The following is a 12,348-nucleotide window of genomic DNA, read 5'->3' on the forward strand; positions in this document are numbered from 1 at the left end:
ACTCCAGCGGCGGAGTCGTGGTGCAAAGTGTCTTCAGCGCACGCGCACGTAGGTGCCTGGAGCAGCCTCCATCGGTGGGTAGTTCTGGTTGCCCAGGGTGGTCAGGGTTTCCCGCTGCGCTCCGGAGTGTTCCTGAACCCAGGTCAGCCATTGGCTCCACCAACTACCGTCGACGTGTTTGGCGTCGTAGTACCAGGCTCGAGGGTCGCTGCTGAGTTTGTGGTTCTCCACGTAGTTGGCCTTGGGGTTGCTTGGTGGGTTGAGGATGCTCTGCACGTGCCCGCTGTTGGACAGTACAAAACGTTTCTCGCCTCCCAGCAGCAGGGTCGAGCGGTACACCGCGTCCCAGGGCGTGATGTGGTCGTTGATCCCGGCCACGCTGAAGCTGTCCACCGTGACCTTCTGCAAGTCGATCGGTGTGCCGCAGACTTCCAGTCCACCCTCGTGGCTCAGCGGGTTGTGCTTGAAGAAGTCCAGCAGATCGCCGTGCAAGGCGGCGGGCAAGCGGGTGCTGTCGTTGTTCCAGTACAGGATGTCGAAGACCGGCGGCTCCTTGCCCAGCAGGTAGTTGTTGACCCAGTAGTTCCAGATCAGGTCGTTGGGGCGCATCCAGGCAAACACCTTGGCCATGTCGCGGCCGTCCAGCACCCCTTGCTGGTAGGAGCGACGCTTGGCTGCCTCCAGGGTTTTCTCATCGGCAAACAAGGTGGCCGGGCTGTCCAGCTGGCTGTCCAGCAGACTCACCAGGTAGGTGGCGCTGGCGACCCGGCGCAGTTGCCGCTTGGCCTGCAGATGGCCTTGCAGGGCGGCGATGGTCAGGCCGCCGGCGCAGGCGCCCACCAGATTGACTTCCCGACTGCCGGTAATGGCGCGAGCGACATTCAGTGCCTCTTCGGCTGCTTCCACATAGCTCGACAGGCCCCATTCGCGATGACGCACGTCCGGGTTGCGCCAGCTGATCATGAACACCTGCAGGCCGTTCTTCAGCGCGTACTGAACGAAGCTGTTGGCCGGGCTGAGGTCGAAAATGTAGTACTTGTTGATCTGTGGCGGCACGATCAGCACTGGCTTGGCGTACTGTTTTTCGCTCATGGGGCTGTACTGGATCAGTTCCAGCAATTCATTGCGAAACACCACCGAACCCGGGGTTACGGCCAGGTTTCGGCCGACTTCGAAGGCGTGTTTGGTCACCTGGCTGGGCAATCCGTTGTTGTGCAGCAGGTCATCCACCAGGTTGCTGATGCCGCGCACCACGCTGTTGCCACCGGTGTTGAAAATCTCCTTGAGGGCCAGTGGGTTGAGCAGGGTGTTGGAGGGTGCCACGGCGTCATTGAGCAGGGAAAAGGCAAAGTGCGCCCGGGCCCGGTCGTCCTCGCTCATTGTGCTGTCGTCGATCCAGTTCCGGACTTGCTTCTGCCAGCTCAGGTAAGCCTGCAGACCCCGTTTGTAAAAAGGGTTGAGGGTCCAGGCCGGGTCGGCGAAACGGTTGTCCTTGGGGTTGGGTTTGTGCAGGGTTTCCCCCAGCAGCACGCGTCCCAGCTGGCCGCCCAGCGCTAAGGTATGACGGGCGCTGTGCAACGGATTACGTAGACTGTGGGCCGCGAGGCTGCGCAACGTGGAAAGCAGATCCCGGCCGCGCAGACCGGTGATCGCACTCTGTGCGTTGATATAGGCTGCGGGGGAGGGCAGCGAGCCCTGCGCAGGTTTGTCTTGCATGAGTCAACACTCCTTCGTCAAACCACTAACAAGCAGACCAATCCAAGACAGACAACATAGTCGGTCCTGGCCCTTCTTGCGCGCGACGATCCTGTCGACAGGTATCTTTTACTTCACGGGACGCAAAGGCTGGGGATGCGGATGCATCACTGCCCTTTGTCGTTCCTCCTGGAGGAACTTCATGATGATGGGGGCAACGGCCTCGGCCCGGGTGATCAGGAACAGGTGGCCGTCATCGATGATGTGCAGTTGGGCGTTGGGAATTCGCCAGGCCAGCATACGCATGTTGACCAAGGGGATCAGCGGATCGTCATCACCGGCCAGCACCAGGGTCGGCTGGCGGATCTTGTGCAGCCAGTGAATGCTGGTCCAGCCCAGGCCGGCGAACAGCTGCCAGTAATAGCCCAGCTTGCCGGCCGAGCGCACCTTGGCCGCGTGTTCAGCGGCCAGGTTCGGGTCGCGGCGGAAGGAGCCACCGTAGATCAGCGGGGCGATGCGCATTACGTGGGAGGGCTGCACGTAGCGCCGCGGACTGGCCATCATCCACAGCACTTTGGGCTTGCCGGGGACCATGAAAGCGCCGGCGGCGGTGGCTGCCAGCACCAGCTTCTTGCAGCGCTCCGGGTAGTCGTAGGCGAATTGCTGGGCCAGGGCCCCGCCCCATGAAACGCCCACCGCGTTGACCTGGCCATAGTCCAGGTAATCGAGCATGCGTGCGGTCAGCTTGGCCAGGCCCGGGAAACGATAAGGCCGGCTTGGGGTCGAGGAACCGCCAACTCCCGGGACGTCGAAGGCAATGACCTCCAGGTCCGGGTCCAGGGCTTGGACGAAGGGGAACACCAACTCCAGGTTGGCACCGATACCGTTGAAGATCAGCAGCGGCGTCAAGTGAGGCTTGCCGGGGCGTACCGCAGTGCGGATGGTCTGGCCGTCCAGATCAACGGTACGGAAGATGAAAGAGTGTGGCATGCCGTAGCCCTGTGAATTGAACCATTGGAGGCGCCTTCCCGGGCGTCCTCCGGATTTCCTGAGGCCAGGCCTCGTACCAAGAATAGGGCTTGGCGGCACCTCCTGGCGCCGCGTCGTTTACTACCTGGGCTCAACGTTCGTGGACGTAGGTCCCCGGCGCAGCCTCGGCGGCTGGGTATTTCTTGTTGCCCAGAACACTGGGTGCGGCTTTCAGTTCGCCTGAGCGCTCGGCTTGCCAGGCTTGCCAGTGCAACCACCAGGAGTCGGTGTGCTTGACCGAGTTTTCCTGCCACTGATCGGGACAGGCAGGGATATCGCTGCTGGTCATGTAACGCGCTTTCGGGTTGCCAGGCGGATTGAGGATGCTCTGGATATGACCGCTGCTGGACAGCACGAACTCCACATTGCCGCCGAACAGTTGTGCCGACTTGTAGCAGGACTTCCACGGGGTGATGTGATCGTTGGTGCCGGCCAGGGAGAAAATGTCGGCCGTGACCTGCTTCAGGTCGATCGGCGTCCCGCACACTTCCAGTGCATTGGGGCGGATCAGCGGATTGTTCTTGAACATCTCGATCAGGTCGCCGTGGAACGCGGCAGGCAGGCGGGTGGTGTCGTTGTTCCAGAACAGGATGTCGAACACCGGCGGCTCATTGCCCAGCAGGTAGTTGTTGACCCAGTAGTTCCAGATCAGATCGTTGGGGCGCATCCAGGCGAACACCTTGGCCATGTCCCGGCCTTCGAGGACACCGGCCTGATAGGAGTGGCGCTTGGCCGCTTCCAGAGTCTGCTCGTCGACGAAAAGGGCTACCTGGGTATCCAGGGTGGTGTCGAGCACGCTGACCAGCAGGGTCAGGGCATTGACCTTCTTCTCCCCCAGCGCTGCATAGTGGCCCAGCAAGGCCGTGCAGGTGATGCCGCCGGAGCAGGCACCGAGCATGTTCACGTCTTTGCTGCCGGTGATCGCGGTCACCACGTCGACGGCCTCTTTCAGGGCCTCGATATAGGTGGACAGGCCCCATTCCCGCTGTGCCTTGGTGGGGTTGCGCCAGCTGACGATGAAGGTCTGCACATTGTTGCGCAGGCAGAACCGCGCCAGGCTCTTATCCGGGCTAAGGTCGAAGACATAGAACTTGTTGATCTGCGGCGGCACCACCAGCAGTGGGCGTTCATGCACCTGCTCGGTTATTGGCCGGTACTGGATCAGTTCCAGGACATCGTTGCGAAACACCACAGCCCCTTCGCTGGTGCCCAGGTTCTTGCCGACTTCGAAGGCGTCCATATTCACCTGGCTGGGCATGCCGCCGTTGTGCACCAGGTCCTTGGCCAGGTGGGACAGGCCGTCGAGCAGGCTCTTGCCGCCGGTTTCGAAGAAGCGTTTGACTGCGGCAGGGTTGGCCGCGCTGTTGGTCGGGGCCATGGCCTCGGTCATCAGGTTGATCACGAAGTGGCCGCGGCTGATGTCCTGTTCCGACAGGCTGCTGTCGCCGATCCAGTCGTGGAGCTCTTTGCGCCATGCCAGATAGGTTTGCAGGTAGCGTTTGTACAGCGGGTTCTGGCTCCAGGCCGGATCGTTGAAGCGACGGTCGTCGCTCTCCGGTTGCAGCGTCGACTTGCCGAACATCACGTTCTTCAGTTCGAGGCCGAAATGCGCAACGTGCTTGACGCTGTGGATGGGTTGTTTGATGGCCTGGGCAAGCACCATTCGAGCAGAGGTAAGCAGATCCTTTCTACGCAAGCCGATGACCGGATTGAGCCCCAGGGTGTTTTCCGAGGCTTGGCGTTTCAGGTCATCGTTATTCTTGTTACTCATCTACGACGCTCCATTGTCCTGAGACGAGTACCGGACCTGCTGTGCAGTCACACAGCACGATGCCAGGTACTACTGCTCGGGTGACCGTTAATTGCGCACCGCTGCCTTACAGGCTCGCAAAACTCTGCAGGGAACTTGCCAGCTCCATTGGTTACCCGAGTTTAATTTTTTTCGCAAGCAGGCCATTCATTGGCCATACAGCCCAGCATTCAAACAGATGGAATTAGAAAATGCCCTCTAAACAGTCGGAGGCTTGAGTTAGAGCATCAGCTTGATGACGGACTGATTCGGGTCGCGGGTTTTTCCGGCGGCTTTGAGCTCCGCCAGATAATCGTTCCACAGATCGTCCTGGCGCAGCGCCAACTGATACAGGTATTCCCAGGTGAACAATCCGCTGTCATGGCCATCATCGAAGGTCAATTTCAGTGCGTACTGGCCAGCCGGTTCAACCTTGCTCAGGCCCACGCCTAGCTTGCCGAACTGGAGGATGGGTTTGCCGTGGCCCTGGACCTCGGCGGAGGGGGAGTGCACCCGCAGGAATTCTGCGGGCAGCTGATAGACCTCGTCTGGCCCATAGGTCAGGGTCAGGGTTTTCGAGGCTTTATGCAGGTTGATGCCGGTGGGGAGTTTGCTCATGACCTGTAGTCCTTCCGGTAGCAGCCGGCCTGCCGGCGATCGGGTTTGGCCCTATCGCCGACAGGCCGGATCCTACGTGGGTAGTGAAGGCTTACAGGATATAACGGGACAGGTCTTCGTTCTGCGCCAATTCGCCCAGGTGGCTGTTGACGTAGGCAGCATCGATGCGGATCGGCTCTTCGTTATGAGCGCTGGCCAGGTCACCGGCGCTGAACGATACCTCTTCCAGCAGGCGCTCAAGCAGGGTGTGCAGGCGACGGGCACCGATGTTCTCGGTCTTCTCGTTGACCTGCCAGGCAATCTCCGCCAGGCGCTTGATGCCGTCGGGCAGGAACTCGATATTCAGGCCCTCGGTCTTCAGCAGCTCTCGGTACTGCTCGGTCAGCGAAGCATGGGGCTCGCTGAGGATGCGCTCGAAGTCTTCCGGCGACAGTGCCTTGAGCTCCACACGGATCGGCAGGCGGCCTTGCAGCTCTGGCACCAGATCGCTGGGCTTGCTCAAGTGGAAGGCGCCGGAGGCAATGAACAGGATGTGGTCGGTCTTGACCATGCCCAGCTTGGTGTTGACGGTGCAGCCCTCGATCAGCGGCAGCAGGTCGCGCTGTACACCTTCGCGGGACACGTCGACGCCGCCGGAGTTGCCGCGCTTGGCCACCTTGTCGATCTCGTCGATGAACACGATGCCATGCTGCTCGACGGCCTCCAGGGCCTTGGCTTTGAGTTCCTCATCGTTGACCAGGCGGCTGGCTTCTTCGTCGCGCACCAGTTTCAGCGCTTCCTTGACCTTGAGCTTGCGGCTCTTGCGCTTGCCCTTGCCCATGTTGGCGAACAGGCTTTGCAGCTGGTTGGTCATTTCTTCCATGCCCGGTGGCGCAGAGATGTCGACACCGCTGACTTCCGCCACTTCGATCTCGATTTCCTTGTCGTCCAGTTGGCCTTCGCGCAGGCGCTTGCGGAACAGCTGGCGGGTGTTGGAGTCCTGGGCTGGCGCTTCATCGCCGCCAAAACCGGTGCGTGCCGGTGGCAGCAGGGCATCGAGGATACGTTCTTCGGCGGCGTCTTCGGCGCGGTGGCGAACCCGGATCATCTCCTGCTCGCGGAACATCTTGATCGCCGCGTCGGCCAGGTCACGAATGATCGATTCAACGTCGCGGCCGACATAGCCGACCTCGGTGAATTTAGTGGCTTCGACCTTGATAAAGGGGGCATTGGCCAGTTTGGCCAGGCGCCGGGCGATTTCGGTCTTGCCGACACCGGTCGGGCCGATCATCAGGATGTTCTTGGGGGTTACTTCAACGCGCAGCTCGGCCGGTAGCTGCATGCGGCGCCAGCGGTTACGCAGAGCGATAGCGACGGCGCGCTTGGCATCGTCCTGGCCGATGATATGGCGGTTGAGTTCGTGGACGATTTCGCGGGGTGTCATGGACATAGTAATTGGCGGTCCTCAAGCAAGAATGAATGCCGTGGCGCGAGCGCCGTAACAGGCTTATTCCGCGAGATCCTGCTCCTCGATGGTTTGAGTGTGGTTGGTGAATACACAGATGTCGCCGGCGATGCCCAGGGCGGTCTCGACGATTTCACGGGCCGACAGGTCGGTCTTCTTCAGCAAGGCGCTGGCTGCGGCCTGGGCGTAGGCGCCACCGGAACCCATGGCGATCAGGCCGTCTTCGGGCTCAACCACGTCGCCGTTGCCGGTGATGATCAAGGAAGCGTCCTTGTTGGCGACAGCCAGCATGGCTTCCAGGCGGCTCAGGGAGCGATCGGTGCGCCATTCCTTGGCCAGTTCAACAGCAGCTCGCACCAAGTGACCCTGATGTTTCTCCAGCTGGCCTTCGAAGCGTTCGAACAGGGTGAAGGCGTCAGCGGTGGCCCCGGCAAAACCGGCGATCACCTGGCCGTGGTACAGGCGACGGACTTTTTTCGCGTTGCCTTTCATCACGGTGTTGCCGAGAGATACCTGGCCGTCGCCGCCCATGACGACTTTGCCGTGGCGGCGGACTGAAACGATGGTGGTCAAGGGGAAGTCTCCACACAGCGGGGCGAAAGTGCCCTGATGGAAACTCATATGGGGGTGGCTGAGCGTTTTTCAACTGGAGGCTGTAGCGGGGGACCGGCGGTCTTTGTTGCAAGCTGCAAGAGCTTCGCGGGCAAGCCCGCTCCTACCGCGCGTTGTGCAGGAGTGGGCTTGTTCGCGATCAATCGGGTAGCCGTCGGCTTAGCGGCTCTGGCGCTGTTGTAACAGCAGGTTGCTGAAGCCGGCGCCGGCCAGTTGTTTCTGGGCCACGGTCAGTTGTTCACGGTTGCTGAACGGCCCCACCAATACCCGGTACCAGGTTTCGTCCTTCACCGTGCCGGATTCCACCGCCACCGACTGGCCCAGCAGGATGATCTGCGCCCGTACCTTGTCGGCATCGGCCTGCTTGCGGAACGAGCCGGCCTGGAGGAAGAACTTGGTCACCGGCGCCGCCTTGGCCACCGGTGGCGCGGGCGGTGGGGTGATGCCGGCCAGGGCCGCCTGGGCCCGGGCGGTGTCGATCTTCGCCGCTTCCGCCGGGGTCACCGGGGTGGTGGGCACCGGTGGCACTTGCGGCGTCGGCAGGGTTTTCTCCGGCACGGCCTCGGGCGGCACTATCACTTCCGATTCCGGCAACAGGGTATAGAAGTCGTACTTGGGCTTCACCGGTTGCTGCGGGCTCGGCGGGGTCTTGTTGGCCTCGGCGATCTTGCTGGCTTTCTGCTGTTCGATCTTCTCGCGCTTGACGCTGTCGCCGCCCTTGCCTGGTTCGAGCTTCATCAGGAATACGATGAAGGCGCCAATGGTCAGGCCGATGGCCAGCCACAACCAGCCCGGAATCGGCTTCTTGGCCGGGGCCTGGTAACGGCTGGCGCCACGCTTGGGTGCAGGTTTTTTCTTGGCAGCCAACTTACATTTGCTCCAGGACTTTGAGGCCCAGCAGTTCCAGACCTTGCTTGAGGGTGCGACGGGTCAGTTCGGTGAGGCGCAGGCGGCTATGCATCTGCGTCGGCGTCTCGGCCGTCAGGATCGGGCAGTTCTCGTAGAAGCTGGAGAACAGCCCGGCCACGTCGTACAGGTAGGTGCAGAGGATGTGCGGCGTGCCCTTGTCGGCGACGTTGTTGAGGATCTCGCCGAACTGCGCCAGCTTGGCCGCCAGCTCCAGTTCCTGGGCCGCGTGCAGTTCGATCTGGCCACCGACTTCGCTGAAGTCCTTGCCCAGCTTGCGGAACACACCGGCGGCGCGGGTGTAGGCGTACAACAGGTAAGGGGCGGTGTTGCCTTCGAAGTTGAGCATCAGGTCGAAGTTGAAGCTGTAGTCGCTGGTGCGGTGCTTGGACAGGTCGGCGTATTTCACCGAGTCGATGCCCACTACCTTGGCGATGCTGCGCAGGTCTGCTTCCGGCAGTTGCGGGTTCTTCTCTTTGACCAGGGCATAGGCGCGCTCTTCGGCTTCGGTCAGCAGGTCGATGAGTTTTACGGTGCCGCCGTCGCGGGTCTTGAACGGACGGCCGTCAGCGCCGTTCATGGTGCCAAAGCCCATGTGTTCCATCTCCATCGGATGGGTCACGAAGCCGGCCTTGCGGGCGACGGCGAACACTTGCTGGAAGTGCAGGGCCTGGCGCTGGTCGACGAAGTACAGGGCGCGATCAGCCTTGAGCTTGCCACTGCGGTAGCGCACGGCGGCCAGGTCGGTGGTGGCGTAGAGGTAGCCGCCGTCGGCCTTGACGATGATCACCGGCAGCGGCTCGCCTTCGGCGTTCTTGAACTCGTCGAGGAACACGCACTGGGCGCCGTTGCTCTCCACCAGCATGCCCTTGGCCTTGAGGTCGTTGACCACATTGATCAGGTCGTCGTTATAGGCGCTCTCGCCCATGACGTCGGCCATGGTCAGCTTGACGTTCAGCAGCTCGTAGATCTTCTGGCAGTGGGACAGGGAGATGTCCTTGAACTTGGTCCACAGCTCCAGGCAGTCCGGATCGCCGGCTTGCAGCTTGACCACCAGGCTGCGGGCGCGATCGGCAAAGGCTTCGGATTCGTCAAAGCGCTGCTTGGCGGCGCGGTAGAAGTTCTCCAGGTCCGACAGCTCGTCGCTGGTAATCGGGTTTTCTTCCAGGTACGCCATCAGCATGCCGAACTGGGTGCCCCAGTCGCCGACGTGGTTCTGGCGGATCACGGTGTCGCCGAGGAACTCCAGGACCCGCGCCACGCCATCGCCGATGATGGTGGAGCGCAGATGGCCGACGTGCATCTCTTTGGCCAGATTTGGCGCCGACATGTCGACCACGGTGCGTTGTGCCGGGCTGGCCTTGCGCACGCCCAGGTGTTCGTCGCCAAGGGCGGCGTCCAGGCGCGCGGCCAGGGCCTGGGTGTTCTGGAAGAAGTTGATGAAGCCCGGGCCGGCGATTTCTGCCTTGCTCAGGTCTTCATGGGCCGGCAATGCGGCAATGATTTTTTCCGCCAGGTCGCGAGGCTTCATGCCGGCGGGCTTGGCCAGCATCATGGCGATATTGCTGGCGAAGTCACCGTGGGTCTTGTCGCGAGTGTTTTCGACCTGGATCGCCGGCGTCAGGCCTTCTGGCAACACACCTTCGGTGACGAGTTGGGTGATGGCTTGCTGGATGAGCTGGCGAATGGTGTCTTTCATGGTCTTCTCGTTCGACCGCTGGCGCGGCGGCGCTTTGGTGCGCGGGTGGAAAAACTGGGCATTATCCGTTGCTGAAGCGGGCTTGCCAACTATAGAGGGCTGCTGAGGGATCGGTGGTGGCTACTGGGTCCCGTCCGCGGGCGAGCCTGCTCTTGTGGGTGGGTGGCTATCTATCGTGGGAGTCGGCCTGCTCGCAAAGGCGCGATGTTGATCAATACAAATCCACCGGGTCCACATCCAGCGACCAGCGCACCTGGCGCCCGCTGGGCATCTGCTCCAGCACCAGCAGCCAGCTGCTGAGTAGCCGGTGCAGCGGTGCCCGGGCGTTGGCCTGCAGCAGCAATTGCGCACGGTAACGTCCGGCGCGCCGCTCCATCGGCGCTGGCACCGGGCCCAACAGTTCGATGCCGCCCAGGTTCTGTTCCGTCAGCAAGCGCTCGGCTTCGCCGCAGGCTTCGTCCAGAAAACCTTCGGCCTGGCCTGGCTTGTGGGCTTCGGCCCGCAGCAGCGCCAGATGGGCGAAGGGTGGCAGGCCGGCGGCGCGGCGCTCGCTCAGGGCCTGCTCGGCAAAGGCGAAGTAGCCCTGTTCGGTCAGTTGCACCAGTAGCGGGTGGTCGGCGAGGTGAGTCTGGATGATCACCTTGCCCGGTTCTTCGGCGCGTCCCGCGCGCCCGGCCACCTGGACGATCAGTTGCGCCATGCGCTCGCTGGCACGGAAGTCGCCGGAGAACAGGCCGCCGTCGGCATCGAGGATCGATACCAGGGTGACCCGGGGGAAGTGGTGCCCCTTGGCCAGCATCTGGGTGCCCACCAGGATGCACGGATGACCTTTCTGGATGGTGGCGAACAGTTGGTTCATCGCGTCCTTACGTGAGGTGCTGTCGCGGTCCACCCGTAGTACCGGGTAGTCGGGGAAGAGTATTCCCAGGCGTTCTTCCGCCCGCTCGGTTCCGGCGCCCACGGGGCGCAGGTCGACCTTGCCGCATTGCGGGCAGTGCCGGGGCACGCGCTCGACGTGGCCACAATGGTGGCAGCGCAACTCGCCGGAGCGCTGGTGCACGGTCATCCGGGCATCGCAGCGCTGACATTCAGACATCCAGCCGCAGTCATGGCAGAGCAGGGTCGGAGCGAAGCCCCGGCGGTTGAGAAACACCAGCACTTGCTGCCCGGCGGCCAGGGTCTGACCGATGGCTTGTTGCATGGGGCCTGAAATACCGCTGTCCAAGGGGCGACTCTTCACATCCAGGCGCAGGAAGCGTGGCTGTTTGGCGCCACCGGCCCGCTCGTTCAGGCGCAGCAGGCCATAGCGACCGGTGTAGGCGTTGTGCAGGCTTTCCAGGGATGGGGTGGCCGAGCCCAGGACAATCGGGATGTTTTCCTGGCGTGCCCGCACCAGTGCCAGGTCCCGGGCGTGGTAGCGCAGGCCTTCCTGCTGTTTATAGGAGCCATCGTGCTCCTCGTCGATGATGATCAGCCCGGGATTTTTCATCGGGGTGAACAGGGCCGAGCGGGTGCCGATGATGATATCGGCTTCGCCATCGCGGGCCGCGAGCCAGGCGTCCAGGCGTTCCCGATCATTGACCGCCGAGTGCAGCAGGGCGATGCGTGCGTTGAAACGTTGCTCGAAGCGCGCCAGGGTTTGCGGCCCCAGGTTGATCTCCGGGATCAGCACCAGCGCCTGCTTGCCGGCTTCCAGGGTCTCGCGGATCAGTTGCAGGTAGACCTCGGTCTTGCCGCTGCCGGTGACGCCAGCCAGGAGAAAGGCGTGATAACTGTCGAACCCGGCGCGGATGGCCTCGTAGGCGGCGCGCTGCTCGCTGTTGAGCGGCAACTCGGGCTGGGCCAGCCAGTGTTCGTGGCGCACGCCCGGAGCGTGCTTGCGTACTTCCACCTGCACCAGGTCCTTGGCCAGAAGCAGATCCAGGCTGTCCTTGCTCAGCATCAGCTTGCTCAGCAATGCATGGGGCACGCCATGGGGATGCTGGGCCAGGGTTGCCAGGGCTTCACGCTGGCGCGGGGCACGGGCGATGCGTGGGTCATCAAGGCGGGCGCCAGGGGCAACCGACCAGAAACGCTCCTGGCGGGCCTCGGCCAGCTCTCCCTGGCGCAGTAGCACCGGCAGCGCCCAGCTCAGGGTGTCGCCCAGGCTGTGCTGATAATACTGGGCGGTCCACAGGCACAGCTTGAACAGGGCGGGTGGCAGTGGCGGGGTGGGGTCCAGTAAGGCCAGCGCCGGCTTGAGTTTCTCGGCCGGGACTTCGCTGTGATCCGCCACTTCCACCAGAATGCCGATCATTTCCCGACGGCCGAACGGCACCCGCAGGCGCATGCCCGGATGCAGCTGGGCGCGCAGCACGCCGGCGGGTGCACGGTAGTCGAACAAGCGGCGCAGGGGCGAAGGCAGGGCGAGGCGCAGGATGGCGTCGGGCACGCGGGAAAATCTCGTTGAGCGGACAGTAAATAAGCCCCGGAGCCTAACAGAGGCGCTCTGGAGTGTCCTGCACAAGCGTGTACGGCTCCGGTTCCTGCGAGCTTTGAGCTGTACCGGGACGGCTG

At 62.6% G+C, this 12,348-nt stretch carries 9 protein-coding genes; all 9 read right to left on the reverse strand.

What is annotated here, in order from left to right; translation table 11 throughout:
• Positions 1-33: 33 nt before the first annotated feature.
• Positions 34-1,716: a class II poly(R)-hydroxyalkanoic acid synthase gene (phaC, locus tag ACMGF8_RS07165; protein ID WP_102862790.1), complete on the reverse strand. Its 1,683-nt coding sequence runs from the start codon at positions 1,714-1,716 to the stop codon at positions 34-36.
• Between the two features lie 108 nt (positions 1,717-1,824).
• Positions 1,825-2,685, reverse strand: coding sequence for a poly(3-hydroxyalkanoate) depolymerase (gene phaZ, locus ACMGF8_RS07170; protein WP_102862791.1), 861 nt, complete (start codon positions 2,683-2,685; stop codon positions 1,825-1,827).
• Between the two features lie 130 nt (positions 2,686-2,815).
• Positions 2,816-4,495 carry a class II poly(R)-hydroxyalkanoic acid synthase gene (gene phaC / locus ACMGF8_RS07175; RefSeq protein WP_102862792.1) on the reverse strand — a complete coding sequence of 560 codons (1,680 nt, stop codon included), beginning with the start codon at positions 4,493-4,495 and terminating at the stop codon, positions 2,816-2,818.
• Between the two features lie 258 nt (positions 4,496-4,753).
• Positions 4,754-5,131 (reverse strand): gamma-butyrobetaine hydroxylase-like domain-containing protein, encoded by a 378-nt coding sequence (locus ACMGF8_RS07180; RefSeq protein WP_102862793.1) that lies wholly within the window; start codon positions 5,129-5,131, stop codon positions 4,754-4,756.
• Positions 5,132-5,222: 91 nt separating this feature from the next.
• Complete coding sequence (gene hslU / locus ACMGF8_RS07185; RefSeq protein WP_102862794.1) at positions 5,223-6,560, reverse strand: ATP-dependent protease ATPase subunit HslU; 1,338 nt, start codon at positions 6,558-6,560, stop codon at positions 5,223-5,225.
• 57 nt (positions 6,561-6,617) lie between these two features.
• Positions 6,618-7,148: an ATP-dependent protease subunit HslV gene (hslV, locus tag ACMGF8_RS07190; RefSeq protein ID WP_003186641.1), complete on the reverse strand. Its 531-nt coding sequence runs from the start codon at positions 7,146-7,148 to the stop codon at positions 6,618-6,620.
• A 198-nt stretch (positions 7,149-7,346) separates the two neighbouring features.
• Positions 7,347-8,054, reverse strand: coding sequence for an SPOR domain-containing protein (locus ACMGF8_RS07195; RefSeq protein ID WP_016962745.1), 708 nt, complete (start codon positions 8,052-8,054; stop codon positions 7,347-7,349).
• Position 8,055: 1 nt separating this feature from the next.
• Positions 8,056-9,792, reverse strand: a complete 1,737-nt coding sequence (gene argS / locus ACMGF8_RS07200) for an arginine--tRNA ligase (protein WP_416759129.1) — start codon at positions 9,790-9,792, stop codon at positions 8,056-8,058.
• Between the two features lie 211 nt (positions 9,793-10,003).
• Entirely contained in the window at positions 10,004-12,223 is a 2,220-nt protein-coding gene (locus tag ACMGF8_RS07205; RefSeq protein ID WP_102862796.1) for a primosomal protein N', read from the reverse strand.
• Between the last annotated feature and the right edge of the window lie 125 nt (positions 12,224-12,348).

This window comes from Pseudomonas sp. BNK-7 (assembly GCF_048072025.1).
GTDB classification, from domain to species: Bacteria; Pseudomonadota; Gammaproteobacteria; order Pseudomonadales; family Pseudomonadaceae; genus Aquipseudomonas; species Aquipseudomonas danubii.

Excerpts from the sequence above, each read along its gene's own strand:
- phaC (WP_102862790.1), bottom strand. The coding sequence starts at position 1,716 with ATGCAAGACAAACCTGCGCAGGGCTCGCTGCCCTCCCCCGCAGCCTAT.
- phaZ (WP_102862791.1), bottom strand. The coding sequence starts at position 2,685 with ATGCCACACTCTTTCATCTTCCGTACCGTTGATCTGGACGGCCAGACC.
- argS (WP_416759129.1), bottom strand. The coding sequence starts at position 9,792 with ATGAAAGACACCATTCGCCAGCTCATCCAGCAAGCCATCACCCAACTC.
- hslU (WP_102862794.1), bottom strand. The coding sequence starts at position 6,560 with ATGTCCATGACACCCCGCGAAATCGTCCACGAACTCAACCGCCATATC.
- phaC (WP_102862792.1), bottom strand. The coding sequence starts at position 4,495 with ATGAGTAACAAGAATAACGATGACCTGAAACGCCAAGCCTCGGAAAAC.
- ACMGF8_RS07180 (WP_102862793.1), bottom strand. The coding sequence starts at position 5,131 with ATGAGCAAACTCCCCACCGGCATCAACCTGCATAAAGCCTCGAAAACC.